Here is a 22,011-nt window from a genome sequence, read left to right as displayed (position 1 = left end):
GAGCACGCAGCCGGCGGTCCGGCGGCGCGGCAGCCCGGCGCGAGCGTGGATCGACTACGCCGCGTCGGGCTGCGCGTCGTCGAAGAGCGCCGCCGCGTCGGCCAGATAGCCGTCGAGCCGGTTGCCGGGCACCATGCCCCGCAACACCACACCCCACATCACCCGCAGCGATCGATAGAGGTCGGCGCGGCCCGTGAGCACATTGGAGACCACATGCGTTCCCGTGAACGTGGCGACGACCATGCGGCTGAGGTCGGCCGCCTCAAAATCCGAGCGCAGCTCACCCTCGGCCACGGCCTGTTCGAACACCGCCGTGATGCCGCCGATCCATTCGCGGTAGAAACCGTTGGTGGGCGTGGACAGCGTTCCCTGCTCGAGCGACAGCCGGATGCCCGCGCGCACGACGGCGTCGGTGATGAGCTGGTCGGCGATCGCCTTCGAGCCGTGCAGCAGCGTCTGCAGCGGGTCGCGCCCCTGCCCGGCCGCCTCGAGCGACCGGAACGTGCGCGCGTTCTGCTCCTCGATGATCGCCAGGGCGAGCTGCTCCTTCGAGGGGAAGTAGAAGTACAGCGACCCCATCGTGGCCCCGCCCTCGGTGGCGATCTCGCTCAGGCTGGCCTGCGCAAAACCCGAGCGGTCGAACACGCGGGCGGCGCCCTCCAACAGCGCTTCGCGGCGCTCGTGGCCGCGCTGTTGCTGCGGTGCTCGTCCCGTCATGCTCACTCGTGACCGTCCCTCGTCGTCGTCTACCCACTCATGTTAGGGCCGCCATGTCCGGAATCTCCTGCGCGAACACACCGCGTCACGTTGCGTTAACGGGTTCGACCGGTTTCGTGGGGGGCGCCATCCTCGACGCCCTCGACCGATCGGATGCCGCCACCACGGTGCTCACGCGCCACCCCCGGCTCGCGCATCCGCGTGTCGTTGCGGGCCATCTGGGCGACACCGACGCGCTCGACACTCTGGTGGGCGGCGCGGCCGTGGTGGTGCACGCGGCGAGCTACATCGGCGCCGATCCCGAGCTTTGCCGCGTCGTCAACGTCGAGGGAACGCGGCGCCTCGTCGAGGCCGCGCGTCGGGCCGGCGTCGAGCGAGTGCTCTATGTCAGCACGGCGGGCGTCTATGGCGATTCCCTGCGCGGCGGCGAAACCGAGCGCACGGCCACACCCTCCCCGCGCAGCACCCTCAGCACGAGCAGGCGGGATGCCGAGAACATCGTCCTCGACGCGGGTGGCACGGTCATCCGCCCCCACTTCGTCTTCGGCCCGGGCGACCGCTGGTTCCTCGGCGGACTGCTGCCGCTCATGCGCGCCCTCGACGCGCGCATCGGATCGGGCTCAGCGCTCGTTTCGGTGATCGAACGCCGCACGCTCGGCGAACTCATCGCGGCGCTGGCCCTGCAGCCCTTCGACAGTGCGGCCGGTGTCTTCCACGCCGCCCTGCCCCGCCCCGTGCCATTCGGGCACCTCGTCGACGCGCTGTTCGCCGGCCTGGCCGCGACTCCCCCGCAGCGGGTGCTCAGCCCGGCCGCCGCCGCCCGCCTCGCGGCCCCCCTCGGCGTGACGCCCAGCCAGATCGACGCCATCACGCGGGACACCTGGTTCGACACGTCGGCGATCTGGCGCGGGACCGGCTTGCCGCAGCCGGAACAGCCCGTTTTCGACGCCGCGAGCCTCGCCTGGTACGCAGAACGCTGGCAGCCGCGCCTCCCGCACTGAGCCGTTCTGCACGAAAAAGCGCCCGGTGAGCCGCAGAAACGCGCGGATGTCTCTGGGTCGTTCATCCCGCATTCATCCACGCCTCATCCACTGTTCCAAAACCGAGTTGTTCGTCCTACTTGTGAACCGGATGTGGGGTGAGTGAGACTCATGCCGAAGCGCACAACGGCTTCGCATCTCCACCACTTTCCGTTCCCGCCAGCGGTCGCCCCGTGCCGCGGAATGGACCGGACTCGACCGCAGCCCATCTGCAACGGAGCCCACTCACGGGGCGCGGCACTCAACGAGGCCCATCCTCCTGAGCGCATACAACATCCACTGAGAAAGGACACTCCCGTGTCACGACCCACCTCACGGATCACGAAGGCGTTCGTCGCCGTCGGAGCCGCAGCTCTCGCCCTCACCGTCACGGCGCCCCTGGCCGCGAACGCCGACCCCAGCACCACGGGTCGCGCCAACCAGATCAGCGGCTCAGACACCATTCAGGACGTTCTGAACGGCATCACGAACGGCTACTCGGCGAACGGCGTGGCCCGCGCCGCGACGCAGACCGACCTCGGCTCGTGGAACGCCTTCGGCGCCCCCGACCCGATCACCCCGAAGGCCGGCGGACAGGCCGTCGGTCGCCCCCACGGTTCCGGCGACGGCGTCAAGGCGCTCAGCGCCTCGTGGAACCCCGCCAACGACATCTTCGTTCAGACGGTCAGCGGTGTCACCACCAGCTACGACCTGAAGAACGTCGGCACCGGCACGGACAACGACGGCGTGCGCGAGTTCGACTACGCGCGCAGCTCGTCGAAGCCCGGCACCACCGTCATCCCCGGCACGGCCAACGACAAGCTCACCTACGTGCCGTTCGCCCGTGACGCCGTCGCGCCCGTGCTGCAGAAGGGCGCTGGCACCACCTACAACTCCGTCACCAACCTCACCAGCGACCAGCTGAACGCCATCTTCGGCGACGGCACGTCCGACGACGGCAAGATCACGCTCGTCTCGAACAAGCCCGTCTACAACACGGCGCCCGGCACCTCCACCAACGCGCAGCTTCCGCTGAACCCGGTTCTTCCGCAGGCCTCCTCGGGCACGCGGTCGTTCTTCCTCAGCGCCATCGGCGTCGGCACGGTCGGCACCTGGGTCACCGGCGCCACCACCGGTGGCGTGGCCGAGAACGACGCATCGGCCCTGAACACGGCCGGCAACATCGCGCCGTTCTCCGCCGGTCAGTGGATCTCGCAGAAGAAGGGCACCGTCGCCTCGACCTTCACCGGTTCGAACTCGGCGACGCTCTCGCTGCTGCAGGCCAACGGCGTGCTCGCCACCACGGGCACGACCGACGCCACCCTGGCCCCGAACGCCGCGTACTACGGCTCGGCCACGGCCGAACCCACCGCTGCAACGTTCCGCTTCGCCCGCGACACCTACATCGTGTACCCGACGCAGAACGCCGCAACGGCTGACAGCTACGCGCGCGGCCTGGGTCAGAAGGTCGTCGGCGTCAACTCGACCTCCGTCGTCACGGAGTTCGGTTTCCTCCGACTGAACTACACCGGCACCACCGGTCGCTACGCGTCCAACTGGACCAACTAGTTCCACCGAGGGCCGGGCGAGTTCACTCGCCCGGCCCTCCTCCGCGCGGCCCGCACCGCGCACTCCCCGCCGACGGCGTGCGGAGCAACCCGATGAGAAAGATCACGAACCCCACATGACACACACCGCCCGCCTCACCCGCGCGACAATCGGCGCACTCGCCCTCGTCACGGCCAGCCTGGCACTGGCCGCCCCCGCCGTAGCCGATGTCCAGCCCGGCGCGACCTTCAGCGTGACCCCGGCCGTCTCGGCGAGCGGTGAGAAATTCAACTCCCTCGAACTCTTTCAATCCCTGAGCGGGAATGCGCCGAAAGTCGCGACGACGCTCACCTGCCCTTACCGCGAAGACAATTCGATCACGGCCGCCTCCTTCCTGTCCGAGCAAGGTTCCGAAGCCTGGCCGGCGAGCGCCGCCCCCTACGAGATCAACGTGGCCGCCTCGCTCGGTGGTGGCGCGCTAATCCGAGAGGACGGCTCAATCGATATGCCGGAGATGGGTGTGATCTCCTCGGCTTGGTTCGACGCGACAACCCGTCAGGGCACCCTCGATTCGTTCGTCCAGCCCGGGAAGACCTACTCGCTCGGCATGTACTGCTTGGATACCACAACGGGGACCGCCGTTGCAGGCCCCGACGGTAAGTCCATCGTCGCCTTCGGCGCCTTCACCATCGACGCCGCCGGCAAGACCTGGTCGTTCTCCGCGCCGAAGGTCGCCTCCACCACGACTCTGACGGGCGCCGTCAAGGCGGGCGCCGTCACGCTCACCGCCAAGGTTCCCTCCGACGCATCCGGCACAGTCGACTTCTTCGAGGGCGACGCCAAGGTCGGCTCGGGCACGATCGCGGCCGGCCAGGCCACGGCGACGGTCACCGGTGCCAGCATCGGCTCGCACACCTACACCGCCACCTACACCGGCAGCGACGCCTACACGGCCTCGACCTCCACCGCGCTCGTCATCGACGTTCCGAAGGCCGCCACGGCAGTCAACCTCGCCGCCGCGGCCAGCGGTGACACGGGAGCCACGCTCACCGCGACCGTCGTCGCCGACACCGTGACCGCGACATCCGCCACCGGCACCGTCGACTTCATGCAGGGCACCACCAAGCTCGGCACCGGAACCGTCGCCAACGGCGTCGCCACCTACACGGCCGCGGGCCTCACGCCCGGCGCGACGGTCGAGTTCACGGCCAGCTATGGCGGCGACGCGAAGTTCGGCGCCTCCGCGGCGTCGGCAGCGGCATCCTTCACGGTGCCGGCCGCCCCGGTCGAGCTGACCGAGGGCGCCACCGCGAAGCCCGACGTGCGTTACTACGTCGACGCCCCCGTCGGCACCTTCACGGCCGGCGAGACGATCACCGGCGTGGTCACGTCCGACCCGATCACGCTCGCCGAGACGGCCACCGCGGCCGCAGACGGATCGGCCCGCTACGTCTTCAACCCGCCCGCCGCACTGTTCGCCTCGACCGACGCGGCGCACACGCTGACCCTGACCGGCGCAACCTCGGCGAACTCGTTCGCCCGGGCCTTCGTCATCGTTCCGGCCGCCGTCACCCCCACCCCCTCGGCAACCCCCGGCGCGAACACCCCCGACGGCACGAACCCCGGCACCACCGGATCGGGCACGGGAACGAACGCCAACGGACTCGCCAACACCGGCGCGGCCCAGCTTCCCCTGATGCTCGGCGGTCTCGCCGCCCTCATCGCGGGCCTCGCCGCCGTCGTCGCCAGCCGCATCCTGCGCACGCGCAAGCGCGCCGCCGGCATCCACCGCACGAGCACGCACTAGCCAGCGCCACCCCGCACCAACCAGCTCCCAACAGCACGAATCAGCCGGGATGGTGGGCGCCGAACAGTCGCCGCCCACCATCCCGCCCCATCTTTCTTCCGGCACACCCCGCTCCGCCGCAGACCGACTCGACCCGCACGACCCGAGGACCCCTTGATGATCTCCCGCCCCACCCTGATTCGATCCGTTTCCGCCGTCGTCGGAACGCTGTGCCTCGTCGGGCTGCTCGCCACCGGCACCACGGCCACCGCCCCCACCGCGGCCGCGGCACCCTCGACAGCCGAGTGGGGGCCGCAGGGCGCCACCGTCACCGGCAGCCAGAAGACGGTGCGGTGGGACAACCGCGACAACCCCGCCGAGAGTGTCGTACCGCGGGACGCGACCCAGGTCATCCCCTTCACGGGCGGCAAGACCTATGAGGACATCGCGGCGCCGATCAAGACGGGCTGGCGCGACCTCTTCTCGAACCTCACGATGACTGTCGGCCAAACGGACAATGTCACCGGTCAGGGCGTTTCTGTCTCTGTCACGGGCTTGCCACCCATCGTCGACGAGAACGGTGCGGCCATCAATAACGGCTCGGCGCTCATGCTCTTCCAATGCTGGGGAGCCCCGGGTCCCGACGGGAAGCCCAGCCCCGACGCGACCTCACCCGACCCGCGCACCTGCCAAGAAGGTCCGGGCGGCAGCGACCTGGACAACGGGGAAGCGTGGTCGAACCGACTGTTCGACGGTGACGCGCTGGCGCGATCGAGCGACTTCAAGGACCGGCGGGGTATGCCCTGGCTCGCGATCGACGGCACCGAAACAGACGCGGTCGATGGCAGCGGCACGATCCTGAGCCGCATCACAACCAATGAGCAGAGCCGCCTGCAGACATCCTCGTCTCTCGGTGCAGTCAACCGCTCGTTCGAGATGCAGACGGGCACCGAGTCCACGTTCCTGGGCTGCGGCATGCGGAACGACGCTCCCTCGACGTCGAATTGCTGGCTCGTAGCCGTGCCCTATCGCGTGGGTACCAGCCTCGGCGCCCACCCCTCCGGCCTGACCCCGTCGATGTGGGGCCAACGCATGCAGGTGAAGATCGGCTTCGCCGATGCGGCAGGAGTGTGTGCGAGCAGCGATTCGCGTGTGCTCTCGGCCGGATCGGAACTGGCCTCGCCCGCGATGGCGTCCTGGATTCCCGGCCTCTGCAGCACTGCAGGCGTCTCCACGGGATACTCACAACTGAGCGACGACCAAGCCCGTCGCTCGCTCGACTCCGGCGCCAGCCCGCTGATCCTGTCGAGCCGCCCCACGAAGAATGACGCCACCTATGTTCCGACCGCTTTGAGCGGCGTGACGATCGGGTTCAACTACGAGAACCGCTGCGCGACCGACGGGTGCGACCGGGGAGCTGTCCTGACCGACATCCGCCTCAACGCCCGCCTCGTGGCGAAGCTGCTCACGCAGAGCTACGGTTTCGACACGGCCGGAAGCTTGCTCGCCTCGAAGGCCCCCTGGGCGCAGTCGTCGCTCAACGATTCACTCTCGAGCGATCCCGAATTCCTCGCCCTGAATCCGCAGCTGAAGGGCACGCTCGGCAGCTACGGCAACGACGGCATCCGCAAGCTCGAAACCGAGACGCTGAAATCGGATGCGGCGGCGGCGCTGTGGGACTGGGTGGTCGCCGATCGCGACGCCCACGCCTTCCTCAATGGTTGCCCCGACCCCGACGGGCTCACCGTGAATCCGTGGTACTCCACCCGCACCTATGCCGAGTGCGCGGGCGACAAGGCGACGCTCGAGAAGGCCGCGGCCGAGAAGCGCAACGTCACGAAGACGCCCGAGTCGTTCGACCGCGACACCCCGCCGAGCTACCCGCCGACGCAGAGCTCCTACCCGCAGATCCTCTACGCCTCCTCCGACCCGATCGGCACGCCGCCGTCGACCACGCCCGGAACGCCCGCTCCCGGCACGCCCCCGACGCCCTCTGAGTATGTGGCCGGCGCGACCATGGTCGACATCTACCCGTCGGTGGCCGACTCCGCCGCCGCCGCCCGCAACGGCCTGCGCGCCGCGCCCACCCGGGGCAAGTGGTGCGACGGAAACACGGGAGGTTGCGTGCCCGCACTCTGGAAGGCCGGAGCCGCCCCGCAGGTCTACGGCTCGCGCAACATCGCCGTCGCCACCGACACGGCGAGCGCCGCCCGCTACCAGCTCGTCACCGCGTCGCTCTGCACTAGCGACGGCAACTCCTGCGTCGGTGCGAACGAAGACAGCCTCACGAAGCAGTTCGGGCGCTATACCTCCACGGGCATCACGTCGCCCCTGAAGGCGCCCGCCGCCCCCGACTATGCGGGCGGCGCCTATCCGCTGGCCGTGCCCGTCTACGGCGTGGTCGCCCAGCGCAGCCTCACCCCCGACTCCGGCCGCACGTTCGCCAAGATCTTCGGCTACATCACGGGCCCCGGCCAGCAACCGGGATCGGCGCGCGGACAGCTGCCACCCGGCTTCGCACCGCTGAGCGGCGACTTCGCCTCGCAGGCCACGACGGCCGTGTCGGCGCTCAACTCGGTCGTCGCGCCGGCCGCAGCGGCACCCGGGGGCGCGGCGAGCGCGGGCGTGCAACCCGGGGTGGCGAATGCCGCACCGACGGGTGTGGTGCCTCGCACGGTCGTGCCACCCGTGGCCGCCGCATCCGCCCCCAATGCCGACGCGGCCGCGAACGCCGCCAACACGCCAGCGCCCCTCGCCGGTGCGAAGACCGCGGCGACCGAGATCGGTTTTCCGCAATACGGCTTGATCGCCGGGCTGGCGGGCGCCCTCGCGGCCGGAATCTTCGCCCCATGGCTCGGGCGCCGTCGCAAGGAGCTGGCCGAATGAGCATCGACGTTCCCCCGCGCCCCGCCACGACGCAGCCCGACTACCCGGTGACCGGGTCGGAGGATGCCACCCCGCAGCCCCTGGCCCACGAGAGCGAGTTGTCGGACAAGCTGTTCCGCGGCACCACTCGACTCGGCGGCGCCATCGTGCTGTCGATCATGGTGCTCGTCGGCGCCTTCCTGACGATCAACGCGGTGCAGGCCATCAGCGCGGTCGGTATCGGAGAGTTCCTCACCGAAACGAAGTGGACGCCCGAGACCAACCAGTTCGGCATCGCCGCCCTCATCACGGGCACGGTCATGATCGCGATCGTCTCGCTCATCATCGCCCTGCCGCTCAGCCTCGGCCTAGCGCTCTTCACCACCGAGGTGGCGCGCGGCGCCGGTCAGCGCACGCTGCGTTCGGTGATCGACCTGATGGCCGCCGTGCCGTCGGTGGTGTTCGGCCTCTGGGGTCTCGCCTTCCTGCAGCCCACCATCGTGCCGTTCGCCCGCTGGTTGTCGACCTGGTTCGGCTGGATCCCGATCTTCGCGGTGGATGGCGCCGACCCCGCCAACCCGCTGCCGAACGACTCGCTCTACACGTCGTCGACGTTCATCGCGGGACTCGTCGTCTCGCTCATGATCGTGCCCATCATGGCCTCGCTCATGATCGAGTCGTTCTCGCGCGCACCCATCGGCGAACGCGAGGGCGCCTACGCTCTCGGCGCCACCCGCTGGGGCATGATCCGCTCGGTCGTGCTGCCGTTCGGCAAGGGCGGCATTATCGGCGGAACCATGCTCGGCATGGGCCGGGCGCTCGGCGAGACGATCGCGATCTATCTGATCATCTCGCCGCTCTTCGAGATCAACTTCCACATTCTCGAGCGCGGCGCCAACTCGATCGCCGCCCACATCGCCCTGCGCTACGGCGAGGCGAACCCGTTCGCGATGTCGGCCCTCATGGCGGCCGGCCTCACCCTGTTCCTGCTCACGATGGCCATCAACTTCACGGCCTCGACCATCATCGCGCGCTCCCGCTCGGGCGCCGAAAGCGAGGCATGATGACGACCACGGATGCCGACCGCCGGGTCTTCGGCCCCCAACCCGCCGAGGCGGAACCCGCCGCCACTCGGCGCGAACGTCTGGCGGCCGAGGCCGCGCGAAACCCCGCTCCCCCGACCACGCTGCTCCCGGCGCCACTGCGCGTAGATCGCACCCCGGCCGCCGAGACCTCGCTCCCCCGCCTGGCCCTCGACGACGCGCAGGCTCCCGCCATCCCGGTCATTATCGGCACCTCGCGCGACGACACGCTCACGGTGGTCGGCTCGGCCATCGCGGGCCTCAGCGCGGGCGTGCTCTTCACGATGGTGCTGGGCCTCATCCCGGTGGGCTGGCTGTTCTTCACCTCCTACGTCTGGTTCGTCTTCCTCTACACGGCGCTCGTTCTGTTCCGCGAGCGCGGCCCGGCCGTGGTCGACCGCTTCTGGACCGTCATGCTCTATTCGGCCGGCTTCGCGGTGGTCGGCACCCTCGGCCTCGTGATCGGCTTCACGCTGATCAGCGGTCAGGATGTCTTCAGCCAGATCTTCGATCCCGCCTCGAACCAGAACGTCGTCGAACGCCTGCACTTCTTCACGCAGGACATGTCGGGCGTCGGCCCCCTCGCCGCGCTGACCGACGGCGGAATCCTGCACGCCATCGTCGGCACGCTCATCCAGATCGGCATCGCGGTGTCGGTCACGGTGCCGCTCGGCCTCACGACGGCCCTGTTCCTGGCCGAGGTGGGCGGAAAATTCGCTCGCCTGGTGCGCACCGTGGTCGAGGCCATGACGGCCCTGCCGAGCGTCGTGGCGGGCCTCTTCATCTACGCCGCGGTCATCGTGGCGATCACGCGCGAATTCAACGGTTTCGCGGCATCCCTCGCCATCACGGTGCTGATGTTGCCCATCATGATCCGGTCGGCGGATGTCGTGCTGCGCCTCGTGCCCGGCAACCTCCGCGAGGCCGGCCTGGCGCTCGGCGCCAGCCGCTGGGCCGTGGTGTGGCAGGTGGTGCTGCCGACCGTGCGCTCGGGACTCACGACAGCGCTCATCCTCGCGACCGCGCACGGCATCGGCGAGACCGCGCCCGTGCTGCTGACCGCCGGTGTGACGAGCAACCTCAACTTCAACCCGTTCAGCGGGCCCATGGTGAGCCTGCCCCTGGCGGCGCTCGAGTTCGTGAAGTCGAGCCAGAACACGATGAAGGCTCGAGGTTTTGCGACCGCCGCGGTGCTGCTCGTGCTCGTGCTGATCCTGTTCCTCATCGCGCGCAAGCTCGGTGGGCAGGAGCCCGGCAAGTTGACGCCCGGGCAGCGGTCGGCGCTCAGCATCCGTTCGCGCAAGACCGCCGAGCGCATGGCGGGCAGCGCGCAGGTCGCGGCGCAGCAGCTCGCCACCGGGCGCTACACGATCGCCCCGCCCATCCCGATACCGCCGCGTCCCGACTCACCCGCTTCGCCCCGCTCTGGAGAACCCTCATGACCCGATCCATCCCGCAGCCCCGCGATCGCGACCGCGCCGGCACCCCGCGCCCCCGCCGCCGAGGTACGCGCCTGCTCGCGCTCGCGGCCATCGCCGGAATCTTCGCGCTGACCATGCCGCTCAGCGCCGCCGCCGCGCAGTATCAGCGCATCTCGGGCGAGGGCTCGAGCTGGGCCGGCAACGCGGTGGCCCAGTGGCAGGCCGATGTGAAGAGCCGCGGCGTCACGGTCGACTACACGCCCAACGGCTCGTCGACGGGCCGAAAATCCTTCGCCCAGAAGGTCAACGCGCAGTTCGCCGTCTCCGAGATCCCCTACCGCGGCGACACGGCCGACCCGAAGGACACCTCCTACCCCGACTTCGGCTTCTCGATGATGCCCATGGTGGCCGGCGGCACGTCGTTCATGTACAACCTGCCCGTCAACGGCAACCGTTACGAAAGCCTGAACCTGTCTCAGGATGCCGCGGCCAAGATTTTCACGGGCCAGATCACGCAGTGGAACGACGGCGCCATCGCGGCCGACAACCCCGGCGTCAACCTGCCCGCCGCGCCCATCACCGTGGTCGTGCGGTCCGAGGGTTCGGGAGCCACCGCGCAGTTCACGCTGTGGCTGCAGCGGCAGTTCCCGAGCTACTACGCCTCGCTCTGCACGACGACGGGCGGATGCGACGGGGCACACGCCACGAGCTACTTCCCGACATCCAACCTGAAGAACTTCGTGGCGCAGAACGGTTCGACGGGCGTGACGAAGTACACCGAGAGCACCCCCTACACGATCAACTACGACGAGTACTCGTACTCGCAGGCCGTCGGCTTCCCCGTGGCGAACCTCAAGAACGCGGCCGGTTTCTACACCGTGCCCACCGACACGGCCGTCGCCGTGGCGCTCACGCAGGCGAAGATCAACACCGACCCGGCCTCGGAGAATTATCTGGCGCAGGACCTCTCGGCGGTCTACGCCTACGGCGACCCGCGCAGCTATGCCCTGTCGGCCTACTCCTACTTCATGGTGCCGACGCAGGAGACGCCCGTCTTCAAGAACGCGCACGGTGCCAGCCTCGGCTTCTTCACGCAATACGCGCTGTGCGAAGGTCAGCAAACGATGGGAACTCTCGGCTATTCGCCGCTCCCCATGAACCTCGTGCTCGCGGCCATGGAACAGATCCGCAAGGTTCCGGGCGTGGATGCCGACACCATCGCCAAGCTCGACGCCGTGAAGAACTCGACGCTGGGCGCCGACGGCGGCAACCCGTGCAACAACCCGACCTTCAAGCCCGGCGACTCGCCGAGCCACAACAACCTCGTCGACACGGCGCCGTTCCCGGCGGGCTGCGATGCGGCCTGCCAGGCTCCGTGGAAGCTCGCGGGCGCCGGTGTCAACGCGGGCCCCGACTTCGGTGCGGGAACGGGCACGGCCGGAACGGGTGGCGCGGGAACCGGCGGCACCGGAACGGGCGGCGCGGGCACGGGCGGCGCGGCCCCCGGTGCCACCGACCCGAATGCGGTCGGCGCGGCGTCGACCGAGGTGTGCGACCCCGACACCGGGGTGTGCACGAGCGACTCCGAGCTGACGGCCGGAGGCGTCGGCGCCGTGAAGAGCGTTCCCGTGGTGCTGGCCACCCAGAACGGATGGGCTGGGCAGCAGACGCTCATGGCCCTCGCGCTCATCGGCCTGGCGGCCGTGCTCGTGACACCGCCGCTGACGTCGCAGTTCTTGCGCAGGCGGCGATGAGCGCCACGACCGAGCGCCCGGCCGGTCCGGGCTCCGTGCCGACGACACTCATCGGCACGGGTGCGATCGCGCCCGGCGCAGGCCCGGGCTCAGGCGCAGCCCCGGGCGCGCGCACGGGCTTCGGCCGCAGAAAGCCCCGCGGCTCCAAGCAGCCCCGAACGAAGACCCCGCGCGTCGACGCACCCGCGCAGCAGCGTGTGCTCGCCCTGATCCTGACCATGATCTCGGCGACGATTCTCGCGCTGCTCGCCAACCTCGTGCTGATCTCGCCGATCCAGAACTATGCCTCGCAGAAGTCGTTGTTCAGTGAGCTGCGACTGAGCCTCGCCGAGGGGTCGGCGCCGACGGGGCCTGTGGACGAGAACGGTCAGCTGATCCCGCCGGGCACGCCGCTCGCCGTGTTCGCGGCCCCGAGCGTGGGCCTGCCGCAGGAGGTCGTCGTCGAGGGCACGGCGTCGGCGCAGACCATGCTCGGCATCGGTCATCGCCGCGACACCGTGCTGCCGTGTCAGGTCGGCACGAGCGTGCTCATGGCCCGCGCGAGCAGCTATGGCGCGGCGGGTTCCGGCTTCCAGGCCCTGAAGCAGGGCGATCGCTTCGGCGTGACGACCTCGCAGGGGGCGTGCAGCTATGAGGTCATCGGCATCCGCATGGCCGGGGATGTCGCGCCGCCGCCCGTCACCGGCCGAGAAGGTCGCCTCACCTTGACGACCGCCGCGGGTGCCCCGTTCATGCCCACCGAGGTCTATCGCGTGGACGCCCGACTCGTGAGCGACGGCTTCGACCGGCCCGCCGTCGCCATCCCCACCGCCGCGCTGCCGCCCGCCGAGGCCGCCATGGGCACCGACTCGAGCAACCTGTTCGGCCTGGTGCTGCTCGTGCAACTGCTCGTGGCGCTCGGCTTCGCGCTGGCCTGGTTGTGGCGCCGCTGGGGCCGCGGCCGTACGTGGCTGGTCGGCTTCCCGCCCGTGCTGGCCGTCGGCCTGCTCGCCGCCTCCGCCATCACCCAGTGGCTCATCCCCAATCTGCTCTGACCCGGTTCGAAAGAAGACGAGATCTCATGCCCACTAAACCCAGCCCCAAGTCGCGCCTGCGTCGCACGCGCACCGAGAACGCCGCAGACAGCACCGCCGACAACACCGTCACCACCGCCATCCCGACCGCTTCGGATGGGTCTGCCCCCGCCGAACGCCTCGACACCGAGGTTCTCTCGGTCTGGGCGCGCGAGGCGGGCACCCCCCTCTCCGGGCCGCAGCCCGTCGTCGGCTCGGCCCGCCCCGGCACCCCCACGACCGGAGGATCGGAGGAGTTCATCGCGCACTCGCAACCGCCCGCCCCGACCACGGTGGGCGGCCAGGAGGTGCGTCGCGCCCTCTTCGGCGACGTCGAGCCCGCCGAGATCGTGGCCGACTCCATCACGGCCTGGTTCGGCACGCGCAAGGTGCTCGACCGCGTGTCCCTCACCATGAAGAAGGGCGAGGTGACGGCGCTCATCGGCCCGTCCGGATGCGGCAAGTCCACGTTCCTGCGCATCCTCAACCGCATGCACGAACTCGTTCCGAGCGCGGCCCTCGCCGGAGAGGTGCGGCTCGACGGCAGCAACATCTACGCGGCCGACCAGCGCATCACGGCCGCGCGCCGCTCCATCGGCATGATCTTCCAGAAGCCCAACCCGTTCCCCGCCATGTCGATCTACGACAACGTGGTGTCGGGACTGAAGCTCTCGGGCATCGCGTCGACGCGCGAAATCAGGGACGTGCTCGTCGAGGACTCTTTGCGTAAAGCATCCCTGTGGGACGAGGTGAAGGACCGCCTCGACCAGCCGGGCGGCGGGCTCTCGGGCGGCCAGCAGCAGCGCCTGTGCATCGCGCGTTCGTTGGCCGTCTCACCCCGCGTGCTGCTCATGGACGAGCCCTGCTCGGCCCTCGACCCCACCTCGACCCGCCGCGTCGAAGAGACCATCGAGCAGCTCAAGGGATCCACCACGGTCGTCATCGTCACCCACAACATGCAGCAGGCCAGCCGGGTCTCGGACGACTGCGCGTTCTTCCTCGCGGCGCAGAACACGCCCGGCGTCATCGTCGAGCACGGCGCCACCGAGGCCATGTTCGACCGGCCGCGCGATCAGCGCACGAGCGACTACGTGAACGGGCGCTTCGGATGACCTCCTCCCGCAGCTTCGTCGTCGGGCTCGCGCTGTGCGCCTTCCTGGTGCTCGGCGCGGTCGGCTACGTCTTCGGCATGCCGAAACCCGCCCCCATGGTGGCGGAGGCTCCCCCGGCCGCGGCGATCGGCGTGCAGGCGACCGGGGCCGACGGCGGGGGCATCGGGCCGGGTTACGCGGGCGGGTCGGGTGACGCGCAGCTCGCGGCATCCCCCTCGAACGTGACCATCGATCCCGGATGGTTGGAGCGCACCGGTGTGGCCACGGGCATCCCCCTGCGTGCCCTGCGTTCTTACGCGACCGCGGCCCACCTCATGGGCTCGTCGAACCCGGGCTGCGCGCTCGGCTGGAACACGCTCGCGGCGATCGGCCAGGTCGAATCCCAGCACGGCAGCCATGACGGCGCCGTGCTGCAGGACGACGGCACGACCGCGCCCGCGATCATCGGCCCTGAGCTGAACGGCGAGCGATTCGCCGCGGTGCCCGATACCGATGCGGGGCAACTCGACGGCGACGTGCGCTGGGATCGCGCGGTCGGGCCGCTGCAGTTCATCCCCTCGACGTGGGCCGTGTCCGGGCTCGACGGCGACGGCGACGGCGTGGCCGACCCGAACGACCTCGACGACGCAGCCCTCGCCGCGGCCGGTTACCTGTGCGCCTCGGGCGGTGCTCTCGACACCGACGCCGCCTGGGTCGCGGCCGTCCGCTCCTACAACCACGACGGCGCCTACGTCGAATCCGTGCGGCAGCAGGCGCTCGCGTATGCCGAGCAGACGGCCCGGGCGGCGATCCAATGAGTCGGCGCGGCGCGGCGCCGGGCGGGGACGCCCAGGCCGAGGCGAACGACCTGCTCGCCGGCCGCTACCGGTTGGGCGACCCGCAGACGCCCGCGCACGAGCTCTTTGCAACTCGCTTCGCGGCCCACGACGAGCTGCTCGACCGCCCCGTCGACGTGCTGCTCTTGCACGACGGTCTGCTCGCCGACCCCGTGGCCACCGCGCTGTTCGCGGCCGGGGTGGCGGCGCCCGCGCGGCTCACGCATGCCGCCGCCCTGGGCATCTTCGACGCGGGCACGGGCGAGTTTCGCGGCCGAACCGTGCGCTGGGCGGTGCGCGAGACCCTGCGAGGCACGAGCGTCGACGGATTCGCGCGTGATGCGGCGTTCCCCGCAGCCGACGGGTCCCGGCTCGTGGCCGATGTCGCCCGCCACGTGGCCGAGCTTCTGCAGCTGATGCACGAGCAGGGCATGACGCACGGCAACCTCGGGCCGTCGACCGTCGTCGTCGCGAGCGCTCCGGGGCATGCCACCCGCGTGAAGGTGGTCGGGTTCGGGCCGCAGGCCTCCGACCTCGCGCGGGCCGACGCGGGGGTGTCGCCGGTTCGGCTGCTCGAACGGTTCGGCGAATCGGTGCGATATCCGGCGCCCGAGCGGCGGAACGGCGCGGCCCCGCGGGCGGCCGACGACGTCTACGGGTTCGGCGTCATGCTCGACACACTTCTGCTGGTCGTCGACGACGGAGAACGAGGCACGGGGCGGAACGACACGTTCGACGCCCAGGAGCCCGATGACGGTGAAGCGGCCGAGCCGTCTGCGCCGGGCGCGCTGCTGCGGCGTCTCGGCCGGATCGCTGCCATCGCGCGAGCCGAAGATCCCTCCGACCGGTTCGCATCGGCGGGCGAATTGCAGTCAGCCGTCATCAAGGCCACCGATCTCGGTGAACTGCTCGGTGACCCCGGAGCCGATTCGCTCGGCGGCTTCGAAGCGGGCAGCGCGGCGAGCGCACACTCCGGCGTCGCGCACTCCGGCGCGGCCCACTACCTCGCCGCTGATCGCACGCCCACCGAAACCATCGCCACCGTGCGCCGCGGCAAACTCGAACGCCGCATCGCCACCGCGACGGCCCTGCAGCACGAACTCACGCGCGAACTCCCCCGACGGCGCCGACGCCGCGCGGCGACCCGCGGCACCGCCCTCGCTCTGGCCTCGGCCGCCACGATCGCGGTGCTGACCTGGTCGGCGATCACCTCGTTCGGCCCGACCGCGTCGTCGGCCATCCGCGAAGGCGTCGTTCTTCCGACCGTCGCGGGTCAGAGCGTCGACGAGGCAACCCGCCTCCTGGTCGACGCCGGCGTCTCGCCCGCCGGTCAGCGCAGCGAGGCCGACCCTGCGGCCCCCGACGGGCAGGTCATCGGCACCGACCCGGCGGCCGGCACCACCCTCGGTGTCGATGCGCCCGTCACCCTGATCGTCAGCTCGGGGCCCGACCTCGCCGCGGTGCCGTCGCTGACCGGACGATCAGTGAGCGACGCCGAGGCCCTGCTCGAGGCATCCGGTCTGATGCTCGGCGAGATCCGCAAACGCGACGGGGTGGATGCCGCGGGCACCGTGCTCGCCACCACCCCCGTCGCCGGAACCGACGCCCCCGCCGGTTCGACCGTCGCCCTCGTCGTCGCGAGCGGCCGTTCCACGGTTCCGGATGACCTGGCCGGGCTCGCCCCCGACGATGCGGCCACCCGGCTCGAGGCCCTCGGCCTCTCGGTGCGTTTCCGGCAGGAACCGCGGGACGACCAGCCCCCCGGATCCGTCGCGGCCACCAGCCCGGCCGCCGGGACCAGCACCCCGCACGGCACGGTGGTGAGTGTGACCGTCGCGGTCGCCGTCGACGTGCCGCCCGCGGCTCCGCCGTCGACGTCCCGCCCCGGCAACGCCACCTCGTCGCCCAGCCCCACCGCGGTGCCCCCTCGACCGACGATCGCACCCACTCCCGCGCGCCCACCCGCTCCCGCGTCTCCGCGGCCCGCCACCCCCGAACGAAAACCGGTCGCCGAATGAGCACACGCCCCCGCCGAAACCGCAGCGCCGGCACATCCCTCGCGGACTGGGCGATCGGCGCCCAACCCGATCTGCGCCGCGGCCGGCAACAAACCCGGGTGCACTTCACCGAGCTGCCCGGACCCACCAGCACCGAGACGGCCGCGGCCTGGATGACGCTGCATCGCAACATCCCCGACGATGTGCGGCCGGCCCACATCGACACGCCCGCCGAGGGCGCGCCGCTCGTGTTCTGGCGTCTCGTGCGCGGCCGCTTGCCCGTCGCCATCAGCGCCGACTACTTCGCGTCGGTCGAGGCGGCCCGACGCAGCATGCGCGCCGTGCAGGCGGCGGCGCGCGAACTCGTGCTGCACGCGCGCACCGACGTGGGGGCCGGGACCCTGACGATCACGGACTGGTTCGCGACCCTCGACGACGTCTCGGTGCTGCGCAGCCTGCCGAACGCCCGACTGCTGCGCTCAGAGCCCGGCGAGCCCTCCCTGCTCGACGCGCTGCAGGCCGCCGACCTCGAACCCTATGTGCACCGGCCCCAGCCCGACGAGGTGATGCGCACCCTGCGACGCGAGCGCACGCAGACAACGGAACAGACCTAGCGCGAGCGGACGCAGACCTCGATGAGACGTAACGCGATCGTCACGTCACGTCCCGGATATGTGCCGTTTACCGGGTAAAATCAGGTGATGTCCCTCGGCGCTCTGCGCCGGCGACATCGCCGCGCGGGCGTTCGATTAGATGGGCTAATCAGCGCCCGCGCTGTGCTTTCCCGCGGTGCCCGCGCTGTGCTTTCCCGCGGTGCCTACGCTGTGCCTGTGATCAGGGCGCGACGCTGTAATCGCCCGTAGCTGGGTCGCGGCGCACGAGCCCGCGCTCGACGAACTGGTCGAGCCAGCCTCGCATGGGCCAGAAGCCCCAGCGTTCGGCGAAGAGCGCGCCGTTGCGCACGATGTCGTCGACGTGCTGCACGGGAGGGTTGGTGGTCGAGTGGTATTGGTGGAACGCCTCGGCCCCGCCCACCCAACGCAGGGGTACCCCGGCCTCGCGAGCGGTCACGGCGAAATCGGTGTCCTCGCCGCCGTAGCCCGAGTATCCCTCGAAGAATCCGCCGATCCTTTGCCAGGTGTCGGGCGTCGTTGCGAAGGAGAGGGACCAGAAGGCGAGGTGGTCGCCGGGGGCTGTGGCACCGGCATCTAAACGCGGGCGGAAGCCGTGAAAACGGGCCGCATCGGCGAACAGGTCGGGGCGGCCGTAGTCGGTGCCCTTGGGCAGGTAACCGACGGCGCCGCACACGAGATCGTCGGGATGCGCGCGCACGGCCTCGTCGTAGCGCGAGAAGAGGCCGGATGCGGGCAGGCAATCCACGTCGAGGAACACGAGCACCTCGGCTCCGCGTTCGCGAGCGGCCGCGGCGCCGGTGTTGCGGGCTGCGGCCAGGGGCAGGTGGGCGCCCGTCGAGGGGCACTCGACGACGAGGGTGCGCGGACGGTCGGCGTAACGCGCAGCGACGGCAAGGTCGTCCATGGCGACGATGACGTGCAGCTCAGGTGCAGCCTCAGCGCTGTCGATCGCGGCGAGCTGGCGCGCCAGGTGCTGCTCGCGCCCGTGCACGATCGTGATCAGGGTGAGGCCCGGGATCATGCTCGGTGCGAGCTGCCCGGCGGGCTGACCCTGCGAATGGAAGTCGGGCTGGGGCTGCGGCGCAGCTTCCCTCGGCTCAGTCATGTGAGCGATCCTCGGCGACGTCGCGGATGACCTGTGCCGCACGCTCGGCCGCGGCGCCGTCGACCCAGGCCGCCCACCCGTCGCCGTCGGCCGCATCGAGTCGTGCAGCGAGTGCGGTCCAATCGGCGCTCTCGGCGCTCTCGGCACTCTCGGGAGTCATGACCTCGACGGGCAGGTCGGAGGCCGCGAGCGCCGCTGCCATGGCTTCCTGCTCGGCGAACGGCCGCTCCTCGGCCACCACGACCGCCGGTACGCGGGCCGATGCGATCTCGGCGACGGCGTTCTGCCCGCAGTGCGAGAAGACGAGGGATGCTCGGGCCAGCGCGGTCTCGACCTGCGCCGCCGAAGCATCCACGAGTTCGGTGAAGTGACGATCGGGCAGGGCGGCACGTGCCGCCCGCACGACGGCATTCAGGGCCCCTGGGCCGGACCCGCCTGTTCCCGAGAACACGAGAATCTCTCCCGGGGCCGGAGCCGGAGCCGGAGCAGGAGGCGGAGCCATGTCGGTGGCGGAGTCACCCTTTCGCTCGGCGACGGGGAACCGGCTGAGCGCACCGACGGTAGCGAGGCGCTCCCCCAGCGGCTCGGCCGTCTGCAAGACGTCGAAACCTGCCGGCCAAAACCCGATGACACGATCGGCGATGCGGTAAGCCAGACGGTGTGCCTCGTCATCCCGCCGCCCGGGCTGGGCTACGACGACGACGGGGACGCCGTGCAGGCGAGCTAAGAGTGCGACCTCGACCGACACATCGGTCACGATTACGCGCGGACGGGCCCGTTCGAACCAGTCGGACAGTGCTGCCGCTCGCGCTCGAACGCCCGCCGCCCGGCGCGGGACCCAGTGCAGGGCCCCGCGCGCGGTCGGGTCGACGGGTTCGTCGGTGTCGGAACCGGTGTCGGCGGGCAGCTGCAGCCAGTCGCCCGTCCACCCGGCGGGTCGTGCGAGCGACGAGAGCCCCGTGAGCTCGTCGCCGAGCACCCGGGCCAGCGCGGTGGCGCGGCTCAGGTGCCCGGACCCGTGATGGTGGACGTAGTAGCCGATCATGCGGTCCTTACTGAGGGGAGTTACTTGTCGAGCGTGTCGCTGCTCTCCTGGGCGGCCAGCGGCTGCTCGTCGGCCGCGTGCTCGGCGGCTTCGGTGGCCTCGTCGACCTTGTCGTCCGAGACATCCGACGACGACTGGTCGGGTTCGTTCAGCGATTCGACGGTCTCGTCGGGATGCGCTTCGTGTGCGTCGTTGTGGTGGTCCATGTCGAGCTCCTTACGTGTCGGAATGGTGCAGTTCAACCATCCGTCATCGCCCGCCTCACGTATAGCGGGTTGCGTTCGCCGACATTCTCACTGCGGGCGTCGCAGGATGGGCAGCTCGCCCGTGAGGTCGGCTCGCGAACCCGAGGCATGCACGCGGCCGGCGGCCACCGCATCCGCCCACGCTTCTCGGCCCGTGGCGAGGGCCAGCCACGTTGCGGCATCCATTTCGACGACGTTGGGCGGCGTTCCGCGCGTGTGGCGGGGGCCCTCGATGCACTGCACGGCACCGAACGGCGGCACGCGCACCTCGAGCGTGTTGCCCTCGGCGCGCTCGGCGAGCAGCTGCAGCGTGTAGCGCACGGCCGTGGCGGTGTCGTCGCGCGCGGGCTTCGGCTCGGCCTGTAGGGCTCGATAAACGGATGCTTCACCAGAATCATCGGGGATACGCGCGCGTGCCATGCCCAATAGGCTAGTACCCGTGAAAATCCTCGTACTGGGCTCCGGTGCCCGTGAGCACGCCATCGTCCTGTCCCTGCTCGGCGAAGAGGCCGGCCACGACATCCAGGCGGCCCCCGGCAACGCGGGTATCGCGCTGGATGTGCCCGTCGTCGCGCTCGACGCCAACGACCCCGTCGCGGTCACCAATCATGCCATCGCGTGGGGTGCCGACCTCGTCGTCGTGGGGCCAGAGGCTCCTCTGGTGGCGGGTGTCGCCGACGAGTTGCGCGAGCAGGGCATCCCCGTTTTCGGGCCCGGCAAGGCTGCCGCGGCGCTCGAGGGGTCGAAGACATTCGCGAAGCGCATCATGGAGGCGGCTGGTGTTCCCACGGGCCGCGCCGTTCGTGCGGGCACGCTGGCCGAGGCCACTGCCGCAATCGACGAGTTCGGCGCGCCGTATGTGGTGAAGGCCGACGGTCTGGCCGCGGGCAAGGGCGTGTTGGTGTCGGAGGATCGCGAGGCGGCCATCGCCCACGCCGCGCACTGGTTGCAGCACGGCAGCGTTTTGGTCGAGGAGTTCCTCGACGGCCAGGAGGTGTCGCTGTTCCTGGTGAGCGACGGGCACACGGTCGTCCCGCTGTCGCCGGCGCAGGACTACAAACGTCTGGGCGACGGGGATGCCGGGCCCAACACGGGTGGCATGGGCGCGTACTCGCCGCTGCCGTGGCTCAACGATACGTTCGGCAGCGAGGAGGCGTTCACGCGGGAGGTCGTCGAGACGATCGCCCGCCCGGTGATCGCGCAGCTCGCGTCCGAGCGCACGCCGTTCATCGGCCTGCTCTATGCGGGGCTCATTCTCACCTCGAAGCGCGAGGGTGCCTCGGATAACGGCATCCGCGTGATCGAGTTCAACGCGCGTTTCGGCGACCCCGAGACGCAGGTCGTGCTGCCCCGCCTGGCGTCGCCGCTGTCGCAGCTGCTCTTCGCGGCCGCCACCGGAACGCTCGGCACCGTGCCCGCGCCGGCGTTCTCCGAGACCTCGGCCGTGACGGTCGTGCTGGCCAGCGAGAACTACCCGGACACCCCGATCACGGGCCGCCCGCTCGGGGGTCTCGCCGAGGCATCCTCACTCGAGCACGTGCACATCGCGCACGCCGCCACCCGCACCGCGGATGCTTCGGATGCTTCGGATGCTTCGGATGGTTCGGGCGACACGCTCCTGGCCTCGGGCGGCCGCGTCCTCAGCGTCGTCGCGCTCGGCACCACGTTCGCCGAGGCACGCACCCGCGCCTACGACGCTCTCGGTCGCATTACGCTCGAGGGCGGCCAGTACCGCACGGACATCGCGGCCCGCGTCGCCGACTAGCGGGGGCGCTCGACCCCAGCCGTCTAGACCTGTGAGGCGCGGGTTGGC

The 22,011-nt window shown here is 70.5% G+C and carries 18 protein-coding genes; 13 read left to right on the top strand and 5 right to left on the bottom strand.

Features of this window, described 5'->3' with window-relative positions; all coding sequences use genetic code 11:
• Positions 1–54 precede the first annotated feature (54 nt).
• Positions 55–717, bottom strand: a complete 663-nt coding sequence (locus ALI44B_RS12395) for a ScbR family autoregulator-binding transcription factor (protein WP_077054933.1) — start codon at positions 715–717, stop codon at positions 55–57.
• A 53-nt stretch (positions 718–770) separates the two neighbouring features.
• Here ALI44B_RS12395 and ALI44B_RS12390 point away from each other — a divergent pair, with 53 nt between their 5' ends.
• The 12 genes from ALI44B_RS12390 to ALI44B_RS12335 all read left to right on the top strand — a co-directional run bounded on the left by ALI44B_RS12390 (position 771) and on the right by ALI44B_RS12335 (position 17,782).
• Positions 771–1,718: an NAD-dependent epimerase/dehydratase family protein gene (locus ALI44B_RS12390; protein WP_083709980.1), complete on the top strand. Its 948-nt coding sequence runs from the start codon at positions 771–773 to the stop codon at positions 1,716–1,718.
• Positions 1,719–2,054: 336 nt separating this feature from the next.
• Complete coding sequence (locus ALI44B_RS12385) at positions 2,055–3,305, top strand: hypothetical protein (RefSeq protein ID WP_077054931.1); 1,251 nt, start codon at positions 2,055–2,057, stop codon at positions 3,303–3,305.
• A gap of 115 nt (positions 3,306–3,420) precedes the next feature.
• On the top strand, positions 3,421–5,091 hold the full coding sequence (locus tag ALI44B_RS12380; protein WP_077054930.1) for an Ig-like domain-containing protein: 1,671 nt from the start codon (positions 3,421–3,423) through the stop codon (positions 5,089–5,091).
• A 156-nt stretch (positions 5,092–5,247) separates the two neighbouring features.
• The gene (locus ALI44B_RS12375) at positions 5,248–7,956 is read left to right on the top strand and encodes a hypothetical protein (RefSeq protein WP_077054929.1); all 2,709 of its coding nucleotides are present in this window, start codon (positions 5,248–5,250) and stop codon (positions 7,954–7,956) included.
• Entirely contained in the window at positions 7,953–8,999 is a 1,047-nt protein-coding gene (gene pstC, locus ALI44B_RS12370) for a phosphate ABC transporter permease subunit PstC (protein WP_083709978.1), read from the top strand. The genes ALI44B_RS12375 and pstC overlap by 4 nt, the downstream gene beginning before the upstream one ends.
• Positions 8,996–10,459: a PstA family ABC transporter permease gene (locus ALI44B_RS12365; RefSeq protein ID WP_238592197.1), complete on the top strand. Its 1,464-nt coding sequence runs from the start codon at positions 8,996–8,998 to the stop codon at positions 10,457–10,459. The genes pstC and ALI44B_RS12365 overlap by 4 nt, the downstream gene beginning before the upstream one ends.
• Positions 10,456–12,192 carry a substrate-binding domain-containing protein gene (locus ALI44B_RS12360; protein ID WP_083709977.1) on the top strand — a complete coding sequence of 579 codons (1,737 nt, stop codon included), beginning with the start codon at positions 10,456–10,458 and terminating at the stop codon, positions 12,190–12,192. Before ALI44B_RS12365 ends, ALI44B_RS12360 begins: the two co-directional genes overlap by 4 nt.
• A complete protein-coding gene (locus tag ALI44B_RS12355; protein ID WP_083709975.1) occupies positions 12,189–13,226 on the top strand; it encodes a sortase family protein in 1,038 nt (345 codons plus the stop codon). Before ALI44B_RS12360 ends, ALI44B_RS12355 begins: the two co-directional genes overlap by 4 nt.
• A 365-nt stretch (positions 13,227–13,591) precedes the next feature.
• Positions 13,592–14,356 carry a phosphate ABC transporter ATP-binding protein PstB gene (pstB, locus tag ALI44B_RS12350; protein ID WP_238592239.1) on the top strand — a complete coding sequence of 255 codons (765 nt, stop codon included), beginning with the start codon at positions 13,592–13,594 and terminating at the stop codon, positions 14,354–14,356.
• Positions 14,353–15,153 carry a lytic murein transglycosylase gene (locus ALI44B_RS16540; RefSeq protein ID WP_077054927.1) on the top strand — a complete coding sequence of 267 codons (801 nt, stop codon included), beginning with the start codon at positions 14,353–14,355 and terminating at the stop codon, positions 15,151–15,153. The genes pstB and ALI44B_RS16540 overlap by 4 nt, the downstream gene beginning before the upstream one ends.
• A complete protein-coding gene (locus ALI44B_RS12340) occupies positions 15,150–17,189 on the top strand; it encodes a PASTA domain-containing protein (RefSeq protein WP_077054926.1) in 2,040 nt (679 codons plus the stop codon). The genes ALI44B_RS16540 and ALI44B_RS12340 overlap by 4 nt, the downstream gene beginning before the upstream one ends.
• Positions 17,186–17,782, top strand: a complete 597-nt coding sequence (locus ALI44B_RS12335; RefSeq protein ID WP_077054925.1) for a hypothetical protein — start codon at positions 17,186–17,188, stop codon at positions 17,780–17,782. The genes ALI44B_RS12340 and ALI44B_RS12335 overlap by 4 nt, the downstream gene beginning before the upstream one ends.
• 220 nt (positions 17,783–18,002) lie before the next feature.
• On the opposite strand, the gene ALI44B_RS12330 is transcribed toward ALI44B_RS12335, so the two are convergent.
• The 4 genes from ALI44B_RS12330 to ALI44B_RS12315 all read right to left on the bottom strand — a co-directional run bounded on the left by ALI44B_RS12330 (position 18,003) and on the right by ALI44B_RS12315 (position 20,618).
• On the bottom strand, positions 18,003–18,908 hold the full coding sequence (locus ALI44B_RS12330) for a glycosyltransferase family 2 protein (protein ID WP_238592196.1): 906 nt from the start codon (positions 18,906–18,908) through the stop codon (positions 18,003–18,005).
• Positions 18,901–19,953: a glycosyltransferase family 28 protein gene (locus ALI44B_RS12325; RefSeq protein ID WP_077054924.1), complete on the bottom strand. Its 1,053-nt coding sequence runs from the start codon at positions 19,951–19,953 to the stop codon at positions 18,901–18,903. Before ALI44B_RS12325 ends, ALI44B_RS12330 begins: the two co-directional genes overlap by 8 nt.
• 20 nt (positions 19,954–19,973) lie before the next feature.
• Positions 19,974–20,159, bottom strand: coding sequence for a hypothetical protein (locus ALI44B_RS12320; protein ID WP_077054923.1), 186 nt, complete (start codon positions 20,157–20,159; stop codon positions 19,974–19,976).
• Between the two features lie 87 nt (positions 20,160–20,246).
• On the bottom strand, positions 20,247–20,618 hold the full coding sequence (locus ALI44B_RS12315; protein ID WP_077054922.1) for a sterol carrier family protein: 372 nt from the start codon (positions 20,616–20,618) through the stop codon (positions 20,247–20,249).
• Between the two features lie 19 nt (positions 20,619–20,637).
• Between ALI44B_RS12315 and purD the strand changes: the two genes are divergently transcribed.
• Complete coding sequence (gene purD, locus ALI44B_RS12310; protein WP_077054921.1) at positions 20,638–21,963, top strand: phosphoribosylamine--glycine ligase; 1,326 nt, start codon at positions 20,638–20,640, stop codon at positions 21,961–21,963.
• Positions 21,964–22,011: the final 48 nt, after the last annotated feature.

The sequence above is a fragment of the Leifsonia sp. ALI-44-B genome (genome assembly GCF_001984125.1).
Classification (GTDB): domain Bacteria; phylum Actinomycetota; class Actinomycetes; order Actinomycetales; family Microbacteriaceae; genus Okibacterium.
The sequence above is the reverse complement of the archived record's forward strand: the minus strand, read 5'-3'. Positions and strand labels throughout refer to the sequence as shown.

What these genes read in the sequence shown, in the direction of transcription:
- ALI44B_RS12395 (WP_077054933.1), bottom strand. Translation starts at nt 717, where the DNA reads ATGACGGGACGAGCACCGCAGCAACAGCGCGGCCACGAGCGCCGCGAA.
- ALI44B_RS12390 (WP_083709980.1), top strand. Translation starts at nt 771, where the DNA reads ATGTCCGGAATCTCCTGCGCGAACACACCGCGTCACGTTGCGTTAACG.
- ALI44B_RS12380 (WP_077054930.1), top strand. Translation starts at nt 3,421, where the DNA reads ATGACACACACCGCCCGCCTCACCCGCGCGACAATCGGCGCACTCGCC.
- ALI44B_RS12375 (WP_077054929.1), top strand. Translation starts at nt 5,248, where the DNA reads ATGATCTCCCGCCCCACCCTGATTCGATCCGTTTCCGCCGTCGTCGGA.
- pstC (WP_083709978.1), top strand. Translation starts at nt 7,953, where the DNA reads ATGAGCATCGACGTTCCCCCGCGCCCCGCCACGACGCAGCCCGACTAC.
- ALI44B_RS12365 (WP_238592197.1), top strand. Translation starts at nt 8,996, where the DNA reads ATGATGACGACCACGGATGCCGACCGCCGGGTCTTCGGCCCCCAACCC.
- ALI44B_RS12360 (WP_083709977.1), top strand. Translation starts at nt 10,456, where the DNA reads ATGACCCGATCCATCCCGCAGCCCCGCGATCGCGACCGCGCCGGCACC.
- ALI44B_RS12355 (WP_083709975.1), top strand. Translation starts at nt 12,189, where the DNA reads ATGAGCGCCACGACCGAGCGCCCGGCCGGTCCGGGCTCCGTGCCGACG.
- ALI44B_RS16540 (WP_077054927.1), top strand. Translation starts at nt 14,353, where the DNA reads ATGACCTCCTCCCGCAGCTTCGTCGTCGGGCTCGCGCTGTGCGCCTTC.
- ALI44B_RS12340 (WP_077054926.1), top strand. Translation starts at nt 15,150, where the DNA reads ATGAGTCGGCGCGGCGCGGCGCCGGGCGGGGACGCCCAGGCCGAGGCG.
- ALI44B_RS12335 (WP_077054925.1), top strand. Translation starts at nt 17,186, where the DNA reads ATGAGCACACGCCCCCGCCGAAACCGCAGCGCCGGCACATCCCTCGCG.
- ALI44B_RS12330 (WP_238592196.1), bottom strand. Translation starts at nt 18,908, where the DNA reads ATGACTGAGCCGAGGGAAGCTGCGCCGCAGCCCCAGCCCGACTTCCAT.
- ALI44B_RS12325 (WP_077054924.1), bottom strand. Translation starts at nt 19,953, where the DNA reads ATGATCGGCTACTACGTCCACCATCACGGGTCCGGGCACCTGAGCCGC.
- ALI44B_RS12320 (WP_077054923.1), bottom strand. Translation starts at nt 20,159, where the DNA reads ATGGACCACCACAACGACGCACACGAAGCGCATCCCGACGAGACCGTC.
- ALI44B_RS12315 (WP_077054922.1), bottom strand. Translation starts at nt 20,618, where the DNA reads ATGGCACGCGCGCGTATCCCCGATGATTCTGGTGAAGCATCCGTTTAT.